The sequence below is a fragment of the Halorubrum ejinorense genome, assembly GCF_039522565.1.
Taxonomy (GTDB): domain Archaea; phylum Halobacteriota; class Halobacteria; order Halobacteriales; family Haloferacaceae; genus Halorubrum; species Halorubrum ejinorense.
On record NZ_BAAADQ010000003.1, the window covers coordinates 1 to 13120 of the forward strand.

The 13120-nt window shown below is 69.0% G+C and carries 12 protein-coding genes; 4 read left to right on the top strand and 8 right to left on the bottom strand.

The genetic code is table 11. The features are described from left to right. Positions 1-138: 138 nt before the first annotated feature. From ABDZ89_RS04410 to ABDZ89_RS04430, 5 genes are all read right to left on the bottom strand, one after another. Positions 139-3075, bottom strand: a complete 2937-nt coding sequence (locus tag ABDZ89_RS04410) for a replication factor C small subunit (RefSeq protein WP_343776999.1) — start codon at positions 3073-3075, stop codon at positions 139-141. Positions 3076-3149: 74 nt separating this feature from the next. After that, positions 3150-4073, bottom strand: coding sequence for a DUF5995 family protein (locus ABDZ89_RS04415; RefSeq protein WP_343777001.1), 924 nt, complete (start codon positions 4071-4073; stop codon positions 3150-3152). An 82-nt stretch (positions 4074-4155) separates the two neighbouring features. Beyond that, entirely contained in the window at positions 4156-5103 is a 948-nt protein-coding gene (locus tag ABDZ89_RS04420; protein WP_343777003.1) for an electron transfer flavoprotein subunit alpha/FixB family protein, read from the bottom strand. After that, positions 5100-5888: an electron transfer flavoprotein subunit beta/FixA family protein gene (locus ABDZ89_RS04425; protein ID WP_343777005.1), complete on the bottom strand. Its 789-nt coding sequence runs from the start codon at positions 5886-5888 to the stop codon at positions 5100-5102. The genes ABDZ89_RS04420 and ABDZ89_RS04425 overlap by 4 nt, the downstream gene beginning before the upstream one ends. A gap of 148 nt (positions 5889-6036) precedes the next feature. After that, positions 6037-7335 carry a helix-turn-helix transcriptional regulator gene (locus ABDZ89_RS04430; RefSeq protein ID WP_343777007.1) on the bottom strand — a complete coding sequence of 433 codons (1299 nt, stop codon included), beginning with the start codon at positions 7333-7335 and terminating at the stop codon, positions 6037-6039. 166 nt (positions 7336-7501) lie between these two features. Between ABDZ89_RS04430 and ABDZ89_RS04435 the strand changes: the two genes are divergently transcribed. Both ABDZ89_RS04435 and ABDZ89_RS04440 read left to right on the top strand, forming a co-directional pair. Further along, positions 7502-8863: a DUF7094 domain-containing protein gene (locus ABDZ89_RS04435; protein WP_343777008.1), complete on the top strand. Its 1362-nt coding sequence runs from the start codon at positions 7502-7504 to the stop codon at positions 8861-8863. A gap of 79 nt (positions 8864-8942) precedes the next feature. Next, positions 8943-9389 carry a type IV pilin domain-containing protein gene (locus tag ABDZ89_RS04440; RefSeq protein WP_343777381.1) on the top strand — a complete coding sequence of 149 codons (447 nt, stop codon included), beginning with the start codon at positions 8943-8945 and terminating at the stop codon, positions 9387-9389. A gap of 18 nt (positions 9390-9407) precedes the next feature. Here ABDZ89_RS04440 and ABDZ89_RS04445 read toward each other — a convergent pair whose 3' ends face one another. Continuing rightward, positions 9408-10094 (bottom strand): methyltransferase domain-containing protein, encoded by a 687-nt coding sequence (locus tag ABDZ89_RS04445; RefSeq protein WP_343777009.1) that lies wholly within the window; start codon positions 10092-10094, stop codon positions 9408-9410. Positions 10095-10208: 114 nt separating this feature from the next. On the opposite strand from ABDZ89_RS04445, the gene ABDZ89_RS04450 reads away from it, so the two are divergent. Continuing rightward, the gene (locus tag ABDZ89_RS04450) at positions 10209-11072 is read left to right on the top strand and encodes a DUF6663 family protein (RefSeq protein WP_343777010.1); all 864 of its coding nucleotides are present in this window, start codon (positions 10209-10211) and stop codon (positions 11070-11072) included. 66 nt (positions 11073-11138) lie between these two features. Here the strand turns inward: ABDZ89_RS04450 and ABDZ89_RS04455 are convergent, their stop codons facing one another. Continuing rightward, positions 11139-12113, bottom strand: coding sequence for a C-terminal binding protein (locus ABDZ89_RS04455; protein WP_343777011.1), 975 nt, complete (start codon positions 12111-12113; stop codon positions 11139-11141). A gap of 189 nt (positions 12114-12302) precedes the next feature. Here ABDZ89_RS04455 and ABDZ89_RS04460 point away from each other — a divergent pair, with 189 nt between their 5' ends. Further along, a complete protein-coding gene (locus tag ABDZ89_RS04460) occupies positions 12303-12611 on the top strand; it encodes a DUF7536 family protein (protein WP_417448588.1) in 309 nt (102 codons plus the stop codon). 16 nt (positions 12612-12627) lie between these two features. On the opposite strand, the gene ABDZ89_RS04465 is transcribed toward ABDZ89_RS04460, so the two are convergent. Next, the gene (locus ABDZ89_RS04465; protein WP_004598013.1) at positions 12628-12909 is read right to left on the bottom strand and encodes a MarR family transcriptional regulator; all 282 of its coding nucleotides are present in this window, start codon (positions 12907-12909) and stop codon (positions 12628-12630) included. Positions 12910-13120 lie beyond the last annotated feature (211 nt).

Genomic DNA, 13120 nt, shown 5'->3' on the forward strand with positions numbered 1-13120 from the left:
CGGCGGCAGAATCATGGCTCCGAGCCTTCGCCGTCTGCTGGAACCGATGCTTAAGTTAACACGACCGGTTTTGACGGTATCCACTCCCGATTCGCGGTCAACGATCGACAAAAAGACGAGTAGAGACTCGGAACCAGCTTATTCGTCCAATGAAAGCGCCGCGAGCAGCGACTCCAACTGGACCTGCTCGTTGGCGCCCTCCGCGATCCGGTAGTCGGCCTCCCCGATGCGCTCCATGAGGCGGACCGCCTCGCGCTCGTTCAGGTCGAACTCCCAGACGGAGCGGTGGAGCTGGTCGATCACGTCGCCGCCGGCCATCCCCGTCTCCGTGAGCAGCGTGTCGAGCGTCGCTCGCGCCCGCGCGAAGTCGCCCGCCAGCGCGTCGGTCACCATCGACTCGATCTCCTCCGGGCGGGCCGTCGCCGTGATCGCGTACACGGCCTCCTCGTCGACCACGTCACCGGTCGTCGCCGCCGCCTGAAGGGAGTTGATCGCGCGGCGCATGTCGCCGTCGGCCGCGTACACAAGGGCGTCGACCCCCTCGTCGGTCACCTCGATCCCCTCGGCCGCCGCGATCTCGCGGACCATCCCGCCCACCGCCTCGTCCGACAGCGGCGAGAAGCGGAAGACGGCACACCGCGACTGGATCGGGTCGATGATCTTCGACGAGTAGTTACACGAGAGGATGAAGCGGGTGTTATCGGAGAACTGCTCCATCGTCCGGCGGAGTGCTGACTGTGCATCATCCGTGAGGCTGTCTGCCTCATCAAGAAACACGATCCGGAAGTCGCCGCCGAACGACGACCGCGCGAACCCCTTGATCCGGTCGCGGACCACGTCGATACCGCGCTGGTCGGAGGCGTTCAGTTCCAGGAAGTTGCCGCGCCAGTTGTCGTCGCCGTAGATCTCGCGGGCAATGGCGGTGGCGGCGGTCGTGTTGTGCATCACTGTCGGAACCTCGCCCGCGACGTAGTTCCGCGTTTCCGGGACCGTCAGGTCATAGACACGCTCGTCGGTCTCCACGCGCTCGACCGTCTCTATCTCGTCGTACCGTAGGTCGGCGTTCGCGATCCGAGACGCCTCATCGAGGAGCTCGACGGTCTCGGGTGACAGCCGCTCCGCGGCGATCTCTTTGAGGCGCTCCGCGACCGTTTCGAGACGGGTGAGCGATGTCAACGTCGAGTCGTCAGAGCGAAGCAGATTCGTGAGGGCCGGCGTCTCGATCTGAAGACCGTCGACGACCTCGGCGTACTCCACGCCGAGCAGGTTGATACACTCGTTCAGTTCCGCTTCTACGCGGTCGATTTCGGCGTCCTCGACGGGTTGATCCAGCTCTCCGAGTATCTGTACCGTCCGATGTGCCCGCGGCGTCCGACGACCGTCGCTGTACTCCAGAAGGCGGTCCGAGCGCGCACCGACCTCCTCGGAGACTTCCTTTCTGACCTCGATCGGTGCGAGTTCTTCGCGACTTTCGACCCACTGTGCCGGCACGGTCGTCACCGCTTCGAGTTCCGGTCGAAGCGCTTCGAGACGTTCGAGTGCCCGCTGCGTGTCTTCGATCCGCTCCGTTGCGGCATCGACTACGTTGTCGAGAATTGAGCAGTAACGCTCTCTTCCGGGTGACTCCGGATTAATGCTCTTGGGTAAGTGATCGGTGATCGGAATCTCGAGTTGTCGACAGAGATCCCGAAGGACGGTCTGTGTCGGAATCGTGTCGTAGTTCGGGTTCGATCGCTTTTCGGCGTGTTCGGCAAGCCGCTCGGACTTGTGAGTGATCGAGAATCCGACCGCGTCTCTGAATCGTCGTAGATCCTGTGCACCCGAGATATACAGGGCGTGGTACGTCCGTTCGATCCCCGACCCGTTGGTCGCGGACTTCTGAACTTCCTTCCGTCGGGCAGAGATACCGAACGTCGAGAGCAGGTACGAAAGTAGCGTGATGTGCTCGCGGTTTCGCTGCGTCAGCTCGATCAGTCCGTTGGCGCTGATATGCGCCTCGGCGTCGAACATCGCTCGGAGGAACGCGGCACGCGCGTCGTCCCCGGCCGTGACGAGGGACGAACCGATACCCTCGCCCCCGCTCGCGCTGGCGAACGCGTCAAAAACGGATTCGAGGTAGTGTGTCAAGGTCCGGGAACCGATTTCGACATATCGAACCTCCTTCTGTACTCCCCGTCTCGTTTCCACCTCGAATAGGTCGTGTGCGGCCGACTCGAACGCGTCGAGGAGCCCGTCGTCGGTGTTGTAGAATTTGATCCGACCGCCGTCGATCCTCGCTTCGCTGATCGCGAGGCCGACGAACCGTGCGAGTTCCGGTGTCACGTCCGTCGGCGGGGTAATCGATCTGGAGCGACGGCCCTGTCTGACGTGCTTGATCGCTTCGACATCGTCAATCCACGTGTCCACGTCGTCAGTCGCCGCGTGGATCGCGGAGAGCGGAACTGTCCGGTCGAGACCCATCACTTCCGCGCGCTCGGCGGCAAGCGTCACCTCCGTCCGCTCCGGGTTCATCTCGTCGTACCAGCGCAGCGCCGCTCCCGTCGTCGAATCGGGCGTCGGCGTCGGCAGTCGACTAGGTCGAGCGATCCGATCGCCGTCCGACAGCTCCTCGGCCGTAACCCAGTCGAACCCGTCGTGAGTGATGACCCGGAGCCTGTGTTCCGGCGTCACCCGAAACTCGGCGCCGTCACGGGTCGTCACTTCGACGAGCTCCTCGGCCTGCTTCCCGAACACGTGTGACGGTTCGACGTGTTCGAACCCGTTCCGATCCGTCATCGTTGCCACTCGAAGCCCATCTTTCGGCTCGTCGAAGCCGTCCGTGTCACCGACCACGTCCGCTATCGGCCGTATGCCGGCGTCGGTCAAAACTGGGGTGTCTCCGGTCACACACTTCCCTATCCCCGCAGGCCCCGAAAACAAGAGGTGGGGTACGTCGTCCTGCGCGATGTAGCTCTGGAGTCGCTCGACGATCTCCTCTTGCCCGTGGATGTCGTCGAGCGTCTGCGGCCGGTACTTCTCGATCCAGATCTCCCGACCGGTGGCGGTCGCAGCCGTCTGCTCGTCGGCCTCGCTCATTGCCCGATCCGAGGGTCGGCGGGGTCATAAACGAACCGAGAGCCGGCCGCGTCGGTGGACGGCCCTCGGCGAGCCTACGTCCGCCGCCGGACCGTCTCGTGAAACGCGCCGAGCGCGTCGACGCCGGCCTCCGCCCGCCGGAGCCGCGCGCTCGTCTCGGCGTCGATCCCCGGCGTCAGCACGACCGCCGCCGCCCCCGTCGCGACGGTCTCGGTCCGCCAGTCGACGTATCGCTCGGCGAACCACGCCGGCAGATCGGCACGCAACACGGCGTTCCGCCACGCGAACTCCCGAGTCGCCTTCAGCCCGAGCAGCGCCAGCCGGTCGTCGAGGGGGTCGAGCAGTCCGTCGACCCCGGCGATTCCGAGCGCTCCGTACGCCTCGACGAGGGCGTCTTGGGCGGTCTGAACGAGTCGGGCCAGGACCGCGTTGATGCGGTCGTGGTCCTCGAGCTTGGCGTCGCGATCGGGATCGATCCCCACATCGCCGAGCGTGTACGTGAGATCGTAGGTGATGTGCGCGTTGATCCCGAGCAGGGCGTCCTGTGCGACGAGCGTCTCCCCGCGGGCCCCGGCGGCGAAGGCGATCAACCACGGCCGCGGGAGCGAGTCGAACGCTCGCCGCTCGAACGCGACCAGTGCTCGTCGGTAGCGCTCCGCGAAGGCGACGAGGTACGACGCGGTCCACTCGGGGTCGACGAAGGCGCCGTCCTCGATCGCGGTCCGGACGGTCGCCGTCATCCGACTGTACACCGTGAGGAACACCGCGCGGCGGTCGCCCCGCTCCCGGAGGTACGACTCCGCCCGCGCCAGCCGCTCGGCGACGTCGTCGACGGACGCGAACGGCGCCGCGACGAGACCGAGCAACGCCGCGTCCGGGTCGTCGTCGGCCAGCTCCGCCGCGACCGCGTCGGGCTCCGTGTCGACCGTCCGTCGGATCCCGGCGAACAGCGCTCTCGCTTCCTCGGCGGTCGGGACGGTGGCTCGGATCCGGGTCATCGTGGGCGACGGCGCGCGCCGTCGGACCGTCCGGTACTCGACCGGAGCAAAAGAACGTTGCTGCGAACGGGCCCGACGCGGACTACGCGAACTCGTCGATCAGTTCGGGCACCACGTCGAAGAGGTCGCCCACGATCCCGTAGTCGGCGATGTCGAAGATGGGCGCGTTCGGGTCGGTGTTTATCGCGATGATCGTGTCCGCACCCTTCATGCCGGCGACGTGCTGGACCGCGCCGGAGATGCCGACCGCGAGGTACACGTCCGGCGTGACGACTTTCCCGGACTGGCCGACCTGCCGGTTCTTCGGGAGCCACCCGTTGTCGACGATGGGTCGGGACGACGAGAGGGTCGCGCCGAGCGCGTCCGCGAGGTCCTCGACGAGTTCGATGTTCTCCTCCTCCTCGATACCGCGGCCGACCGAGACGAGCACGTCGGCGTCCGCGATGTCGACGTCGCCGCCGCCGACCTCCTCGAAGCCCGTGACGCGAGCACCCGACTCCGGGAAGTCGATATCGGCCGCTTCGACCGGCGCGTCGCCGACCCCCTCGGCGGGGGGCCACTCACCGCCCCGAACCGTGAGGACGAACCGGTCGCCGGTGACGTCGACGGCCGTTTCGACCTTCGAGCCGTACATCTCGCGGGTGACGGTGAGGCCGTCGTCGTAGTCGATCCCGACCGCGTCGGTCACGATCGGGACGCCCAGCGCCTCCGCGAGCGCCGGCGCGTAGTCGAGCCCGTTGACCGAGTTCGGGAGCACCACCGAGTCGGCGTCGACGCGGTCCGCAAGCGTCGAGGCGGCCGTCTGGTAGGCGTTGTGGTCGAACTCTTCGCCGTCTCCGACGGTGTGGACCGCGTCGACGCCCTCGCGGTTCAGATCCTCCGCGAACTCGTCGACGTCGCCCGCGATCACCGCCACGTGGAGGTCTCCGTCGCGCGCGTCGGCGAGCTCTCGCCCGGCGGTGATCGCCTCGTAGGACACGTCTCGCAGCTCTCCGCGGCGGTGTTCGGCGACGACGAGCACGCTCATCACGCGCCCACCCCCTTCTCCCGCAGGACCTCCGCAAGGCGACCCGCGGCCTCGCTCGCGTCGCCCTCGATCAGCTCCGCGTCGGACTCGCTTTCCGGCTCGTACATCGACGTGATCGTCAGCGCGCTCTCGACGTCCTCGGCGGTCAGTCCGAGGTCGGCGAGGTCCTTCGCGGCGATCTCCTTGCGCTGTGCCTGTCGGATCCCGCGGAGGCTCGCGTACCGCGGCTCGTTGAGTCCGGTCTGGACTGTCAACACGGCCGGGAGGTCCACGTCGGTCAGCTCCTCGACGCCGCCCTCGAGCTCTCGGTGGACGTGCGCCACGTCCGCGTCCGCGTCGACGTCGAGGCTGTTGACGACCGCGGCGTGTTCGAAGCCGATCCGCTCCGCGAGGGCGACGCCCGTCGCGCCGAAGCCGGTGTCGGCGGCCTGAACGCCGCCGAGTATCAGGTCCGGCTCCTCCTCCGCGACGACCGCCTCGAACAGGTCGACCTTCGAGGCCACGTCCGCGAACGCCCCCTCCAGTGCGTCGTCCCAGACTCGGACCGCGCGGTCGGCGCCCTTCGCGAGCGCCATCCGGATCGTCTCCTCGGCGCGCTCGGGGCCGACGGTGACGGTCACGACCTCGTCCGCGACCCCGGCCTCGGCCAGTTGGACTGCGGCCTCGACGGCGTAGTCGTCCCACTCGTTGAGGTCGTACTCGAGGTCGGACTCGGCGATGTCGGTCCCCTCGATCGCGAAGTCGTCGTCCGCCTCCGCGACCTCCTTGACGGTCACCAGAACCTTCATGATCAATACTCGGTCGCTCGGCGTGTAATGGTTTTCGGAACGGACGACGGCGGGACAGCGGTTTCTCCGCTCTCAGTACCGCTCGGATCCCGTCGTCGAGCCGATAGCCGTCCCGTGCGGCCCTCGCTATCGACGACGCGGTCGGGCCCTAGCGGTCGCCGCCGCCCGTTCCGTCGTCGTCGTCGCTCGCTCCGTCCTCGTCGTCGGGCAGCGAGATGAGGTTCTCGCGCCCCAGCCGGAGCTTCTCGACGCGGCCGTCGTCGGCCATCGCCGAGAGCAACTGCGACACCTTCGCGTCCGACCAGCCGGTCTCGGCGACGATGTCGGCCTGTCGCATCCGCCCGCCGTTGGTTTCGAGGAGTCGCTCGACGCGCTCTTCGTCCGAGAGCAGCGAGAGGTCCGGCCCCTCCTCGTCGCCGTCGCCCGCCTCGCCGGGGGAGTCGTCGACCACGTCGCCCTCGGTAGTTCCTCCGGCGTCGACGACGCCGCTGGGACTCCGGTCGTCGTCCGGCGCCCGCATGCCGCCGTTCGCCGCGGATTCTCCGGTGTCGTCTTCGTCGGCGTTGATGCGGCGGTATCCCACGACGCTCCCGGCGACGAGCGTCGCGGCGAGCACGATCGCGGCCATCAACAGCCCCCACGGCGGGGCCGCCACTCCCGCGGGCCCGTACACGATCGCTACAGGCTCGCCGCCGTCGAACGTCTGTGGCCCTTCGATGATCACGTCTCCGTCCGAGAGCTGCGTCACGGCGGTGCTGGGCGTTCCGGTGACCGTGTACCCCTCCGGCGTCGCCACCTCCAGCGTCTGGTCCGCTTCGAGGCTGCGCAGCCACGTCTCGTTGCCGGGCGTCGTCAGCGCGTCTCCGAGGACGAGGCTCTCGCCGTCCTGTGCGAGAAACGCCGTCCAGGTGAAGCGCAGACGGAACTCGCCGACCGCGACCGCGTCTTCCGTGGCGACGTCGAACCGACTCGGGTCCTCGTAGACCTCGAAGTCGCGCTCGACCCCTCGGATCGCCATCGACCGGTCGACGTTCCGGTTCGCCGCGCGGCGGAACCCTTCGAACATCTCGGCGTCGGGGCCGACCTCGCCGTCCTCGAACCGCTCGCCGGCGGTCTCGAACGCGGCGGTCTCGTTCTCGTCCCCCAGCGAGTACCGCACCGCGACGGACCAGTCGGCGCTCCGGTCGGGGTTCAACTCCAGTCGGATCCGCGTCGCGGACGGCGAGGTGATGGCGTCGTCCGTCTGCCGTCGGACCGCGGTCGGGCGGTCCCGGAGTGAGTCGTCAGCGCGCGGCGCGTCGGCGGCCGCCGAGACGTGGGCGGGGTTCTCGTCCGCGCCGAGGATGGAGGAGGTCGTGGCCGCGCCGTTGACCGCGCCGCCGGCGCTCGCGACGAGCGCGAGTGCGACGACCGCGATCAAGAGCGCGCGAAGGGCGGGGCTCCGCATACGTTTCCGGTCACTCGGGCACCGGGCAAAACGCTTTCCATACGCTATTTTTTGACAGGATGTCCGGCCGAACCTCCTCGTCCCGGCCGTCGGCGGCACCGCGTCGACGCCGCCGGTCGGCCGTAGTGGGTGGATTTTTTATATTGCGGGCCGAACCCGGAAAACGATGAGAGCCCTCCCGACCGCCGTGGTCGCGATCCTGCTGTTGGTGGCGCCGGTCGCCGGCGTCACCGCCCCCGTCGGCGCCCCGCAGGCAGCGGATCCGGCGCAGTCCCTGGATTCGGCGCGGTCCCTGGATTCGGCGCGGTCCGTGGAGTCGACGCCCTCGGCCGGTTCGACTCCCCCGATCGGCTTCCCGCAGTCAACCGAGCCCGCGGCGGCCGCTCCCGGACAGACGACGCCGCAGATCGACCGGGCGAACCTCATGCTTCGAACGCTCTCGGTCCCGCCGGGGGCGGAGACGCGCGTCAGCCAGTACACCCGCGGGCCGGACCTCGGGTCGTCGCTCGGGTTCGCGACCGCCGACGCCGACGCCGCGGTCGAGACCGCGTCCGTCGTGGACCGGATCGAACGCGCCGAGACGAACGTCGAGCGCCAACAGCAGATTCTGGCCGAGATCAACCGCGTCGAGCGCGCGGAGGTGGCGCTCAACGACCGGCAGACCGAGGCCTTCAGCGCGCACGCGGCCGGCGAACTCACCGACCGCCAACTGGTCGACGAGCTCGTCCGCGTGGCCGCCACCGCCCGCGAGTACGACGAGCGGCTCGACGAGATCGACGCGCTCGCCGAGGCGACCGACGACTTCAGCTCTCCCGCCCGCCTCGACGAGCTTCAGGTGGCGCTTCAGGTGTACGAGGGGCCCGTCCGCGACCGCGCGCTCGCGACCGCTCGGGGGCAGTCGCCGCCGACCGACATGTACGTCGAGTCCAGTCAGGGGGCGATCGTGCTCGCGACGGTCTCCGACGGCGAGTACGTCCGAGAGGTGTTCCGGACGGACCGCTGGGACCGCGGCGGCGGCCCCATCTCGAACGACGCGGCGATCGAAGTGACCGAGGCGGCGTACCCCGAGACGGCCGCGCTCCGCGAGCCCGACGCCTTCGGCGCCGGCGCGGTCCAGCGGATCACGATCCCGCACGAGATCGGCACCCTGCGCACCTTCGTCAGCGGCGGAACCGAGCAGGTGTTCGTCGAACACCAGCGAATGAACCTCGCCGCGTTCCCCGGCAGCGAGCCGATCACGACCGCGGGCGACGGGTTCAACGTCACCGTCGAGCGGACCTACGCCGGCGGGCCGGTGACCGTCACCGTCCTCGACGAGGAGACGGGCGACCCCGTCTCCGGCGTCACGGTCACCAAGTCGGTCGGCGACGGCGACAGCCGCGCGATCGGGACGACGAACGACGCCGGCGTCGTGCGGACGCTCTCCCCGGCCGAGACGTACCGCATCACGGTGGTCGACGAGCCCCGCGTGGTCGTCGTCGGCGGCATCGAGCCCCTCCCGACGCCGCGGCCGGTCGGCGACGAGTGACCGCCCGCGCCAGGCCGACCCTTTTACGCGAGACCGCGCCACTACCCCCGTGTCACCAACCGTTCGCCGCGCCCGAGGGATGGCGCCCGTCGCCGGCGTGCTACTGCTCGCGATCACCGTCGTTCTGGCCGGCGGCGTCGCGGCCGCCGCGCTCGACGCCCCGACCGCGACGGTGGCTCCGTCGGCGGTGCTGTCGCTGTCGGCCACCGACGACCGGATCGCGATCGAGCACCGCGGCGGGGACCCGATAGACGTGACGGCCGTGACGGTCCGCGTCAGCGTCGACGGCGAACCGCTCGACGAGCAGCCGCCGGTCCCCTTCTTCTCGGCCGCCGGCTTCCACCCCGGACCGACCGGCCCGTTCAACTCCGCGAGCGACGACACGCTGCGCGTCGGGGAGACGACGACCTTCCGCGTCGCGGACACCAACGACCCGACGCTGGAACCGGGCCGGTCCGTCACCGTCGCGATCAGCGCGCACGGACAGCCGGTCGCGACGCTGGAGACGGTCGTCGAACCGGGATGAAATCGAACGGACCCGCGCTCACTCGGCGTCGGGCGCCGAGGCGTCCGCGTCCTCGACGCGCGTACCCGACCCGCCGTTGGCGTTCGCCTCCGGCACCCGAGCGACGGTCGTGATCGCTCGCGGGCTCTGCGGGGTGGCCTGCTGGATGTGGTGTTCGAACTCCTCGTAGCCGGCCGCCTCGAACATCCGGTCGGCCTCGTCGGCGTCGTAGAACAGCATGATCGCGTCGGCCACCCGCTGGAGGATCGGGTTGCGCGGGTAGTCGGGGCCGACGACGAGCACCTGCCCGCCGGGCTTCGCCACGCGGCGGAGTTCACGGAGCCCCTCGACGGGGTTCGGCCAGTACTCGATGGAGCCGGACGACCAGACCACGTCGAAGGTGTCGTCGCGGAACGGGAGACGCTCGGCGTCGCCGCGATAGAAGTTCACGCGGTCGTGTCGCCCGAACTTCTCGAAGGCCTTCTCCATCTGATGGATGCTCTGGTCGAGGCCGTGGACGTCGTCGGCGTGTTCGAGCAGCCCCTCGGTGCCGAATCCGGTGCCGCACCCCACGTCGAGCACTTTCGGGTCGTCGCCGAACTCGAGCCACGAGAGCGCCTCCGAGCGCATCTCCTCGTTCCAGTTGAAGCTGTTAATCCGGTCGTACACCTTCGAGAGATACTTGTAGAAGAGCCGGGCGTTCGACTTGTCCTCGAGGATCCCCATTTACCGGTTCCTTGGGCCGCCCGCCCCATAACGACACGGATCCGTGGTCGGCTCCGCACCGTTCTTGCGCTCCAGTTCCGACCAGTTTTTCCGCCCGCCGCCCCACCGTCGAGTATGGACCCGACGACGAGCGGCCGGTTCCGCGTCCACGACCGCCGCAGGCGGCCGGATATCGACGACGGCCCGGACGCGACCGGTGCCGACGCCGAGGTGCCAGCCGACTCGCCTCCGACCGGTGCCGACGCGGCCGCCGCCGATCCCGAGGACCCCGAGGAGTTCGTCCTCGTCGAACTCTCCGACGAGCCGGTCGACCCGACCGCCCCGGACGCGGCGGACCGGTACGACCCCGTGTACGCAACCGCCGAGGGGTACGAGGGCGACCTCGCGGACGCCGTCGACGCGCTCCGGCCCGGCTTCGTCGTCGACGCCACGCTGGCGTGGACCGACGGCTCCGCCCGCTTCCGCGACGTCGAGGTCGTCCGCGAGACGCGGTTCCGCTTCGCCGACGAGGTCGAGGGCATGTTCGAGGCGGCCGTCGAGACCTGGGAACAGATCCGGGCCGAGGGCGAGCCGGTCGGCTCGATCACGACCCGCTCGAACGACGGCGACCCCAACGGTGCGCTGTACCTCTTCGCCGACGCGGCCGGCAGCGACACCTTCGCGGAAGTGCGCGGGGCGCGGCTTCCGGTCGAGCCGCTGGTCGCGCGAGTCAACGACTCTCGGGACGACGACGACCCGCGGGAGGTGTTCGTGTTGCGCCCCGCGGCCCACGAGTTCGTCGCCGTCTACGTCGTCTTCGACCGCGACGGCGTCCTCGCGCAGACGGTCCGGGACACCTACGGGCTCGGCCCCGGCCTCGCGGCGGGGCTCGACGCGAGCTACCCCGGTGAGGACGACGAATCGAACGACGGCGGCGGTTCGGACGACGCGGCCGATTCCGACGACCCCGACGAGTTCGACGCGCTCGATCGGCTCTGATCCCTTCGGATCCGGCCCTCTCGGCTCCACTCTCGCCGACTCCGTTCTCGCACTACCCCCGCCGTCTCACAGCCAGTCGGCGTCCGGATCGACCCGGCCGTCGGGCGTCTCGCCGTTCAGCACGGCCGCCACGTCGGCCGCGCCGCTCCGGTTCAGGTCGTCGCGGGCGTCCTCGCTGTACCACGCTGCGTGCGGCGTGACCACGGTGTCGGAGCGCCCGACGAGCGGGTCGTCTTCCGGCGGCTCCTCGGCGAGAACGTCGAGGCCGGCCGCCTTGATCTCGTCCGCCTCCAGCGCGGCGAGGAGCGCGTCGGCGTCCACGACGGGTCCTCGACTGACGTTCACGACCACCGACTCCTCGCTCAGCCGCCCCAGCGCGTCCGCGTCGACGATCCCCCGCGTCGCGTCCGTCAGCGGCGCGTAGACGCCGACGTGGTCGGCCCGGTCGAAGAGCCCCTCGAAGTCGACCTTCTCGACCCCCCGTTCGGCCATCTCGTCTGCGTCGACGAACGGGTCGTACGCGACGAGGTCGGCGCCGAACCCGGAGAGCTGTTCGGCCGCCCGCTGAGCGATCGGGCCGAACGAGCACAGCCCGATCGTCGAGGCGCTCACCCGGCGGACCGGGCGGCCCTCTTCCCAGCTCCACCCGCCGGCCGCGACCGAGTCGTCGTACGGCTTCAGCGACCGCAGACAGGCGAGGAGCAGCGTGACGGAGTGGGTCGCCACCTCGTCGGTACAGTAGTCGGGCACCCGAGTGACGGTGACGCCGCGCGCTGCGGCCGCCGCGACGTCGATGTTGTCCACGCCGACGGCCGAGCGGACCACGACGCTGAGATCGAGGGCGTCGAGCGCCGCCTCGGTGACGGGAGTGTTGATATCGGTGACGACGGCGTCGGCTCCGGCCGCCGCCTCGACGAGCCGTTCGGTCGACCCCAACTCCGCGACCTCGACGTCGACCGGTTCGCCGACCGCGTCGGCGAGGACCTCGCGGTACGTCTCCGGGTCTATCATCGGGAACGCCGACAGCACGACTTTGGGCATACGCCTCAGTTCTCGACCGTCCCACTTTACGGCTGTCACTAACGCTGTCAGGCCCTCAAACGTCCGTTTCGATCGTGAGGGATCGAGGGATCGGGCCGTCGGTGATCCGGTGGGGCGTCGGTCGCCCCGCTCGGGACCCGCGCGCCGCGTTCCGATGACTCTTTGCGGGCGCCGACCGTACGGCCTCTCGTGAGCGACGAGCGTTCGAAACCGCCGATGTTGGTTCTGCTGGAGTCGCTGTCCTTCTACCGCAACGTTCGGATCGGGGTGGTGGCCGGCGGACTGCTCGCGGTCCTGTTGTACCTCGTCCGCACCTTCGAGCTGCTCGGCCCGCTGATCGACGTACGGGACTACCCGCTGTTCGGGCCCGATGTCTGGTTCCTCCTCTTGGCGTTCGTGTTGGCGGCGACGTCGGCGCTGTCCGTCGCGGTCGTCCTCACGATCGCGACGGCGGTCCGCGGTGCGCGCGAGAACGGGACAGAGCGGCCGGGGCAGTAAAATCGCGGACGAAGCGTCAGTCGGCGGTACAGGAGGCTTCGCTCTCGTCGGCGGTGAACTCCTGTGCCGGCTCCGTGAGTTTGTAGAGGTTCTGTCGCGCGTCCGCGAAGTAGACGTCCTCGTCGACGACGCCGATACCCTCGAGCCGTTCGAGGGCGTACCGGACGGTTCGAGCCGAGAGCATCGACTCTTGGACGATCCCCTTCTGGGTCAGCGGTCCGTTGTACTCGAGCACCTTGAAGACGAGTTTGGCGCTCGGTGGGAGGTCGTCGAGGCCCTCCGTTTGAGTTCCTTCCATCGTTACGATTCGAAACCGTACACGCTCATAAATGTTGATGCAGCATCCCCGCTCAGACGCCGTTTAGCGGGTGTTTTTTCCGCATCTCGCGACGAATACCAGTGATATATGCCTGTTTCGCCCCGCTGGACTGACTAGTCAGTCAGCGATTTCGCTCGCGCGCGCTCCGCCTCGCGAGGGGCGCGCCGGAGGCACGGGGTTCACCGCCTGC

What these genes read in the sequence shown, in the direction of transcription:
- ABDZ89_RS04465 (WP_004598013.1), bottom strand. Translation starts at nt 12,909, where the DNA reads ATGGAAGGAACTCAAACGGAGGGCCTCGACGACCTCCCACCGAGCGCC.
- ABDZ89_RS04450 (WP_343777010.1), top strand. Translation starts at nt 10,209, where the DNA reads ATGGACCCGACGACGAGCGGCCGGTTCCGCGTCCACGACCGCCGCAGG.
- ABDZ89_RS04415 (WP_343777001.1), bottom strand. Translation starts at nt 4,073, where the DNA reads ATGACCCGGATCCGAGCCACCGTCCCGACCGCCGAGGAAGCGAGAGCG.
- ABDZ89_RS04410 (WP_343776999.1), bottom strand. Translation starts at nt 3,075, where the DNA reads ATGAGCGAGGCCGACGAGCAGACGGCTGCGACCGCCACCGGTCGGGAG.
- ABDZ89_RS04425 (WP_343777005.1), bottom strand. Translation starts at nt 5,888, where the DNA reads ATGAAGGTTCTGGTGACCGTCAAGGAGGTCGCGGAGGCGGACGACGAC.
- ABDZ89_RS04455 (WP_343777011.1), bottom strand. Translation starts at nt 12,113, where the DNA reads ATGCCCAAAGTCGTGCTGTCGGCGTTCCCGATGATAGACCCGGAGACG.
- ABDZ89_RS04445 (WP_343777009.1), bottom strand. Translation starts at nt 10,094, where the DNA reads ATGGGGATCCTCGAGGACAAGTCGAACGCCCGGCTCTTCTACAAGTAT.
- ABDZ89_RS04440 (WP_343777381.1), top strand. Translation starts at nt 8,943, where the DNA reads ATGGCGCCCGTCGCCGGCGTGCTACTGCTCGCGATCACCGTCGTTCTG.
- ABDZ89_RS04435 (WP_343777008.1), top strand. Translation starts at nt 7,502, where the DNA reads ATGAGAGCCCTCCCGACCGCCGTGGTCGCGATCCTGCTGTTGGTGGCG.
- ABDZ89_RS04430 (WP_343777007.1), bottom strand. Translation starts at nt 7,335, where the DNA reads ATGCGGAGCCCCGCCCTTCGCGCGCTCTTGATCGCGGTCGTCGCACTC.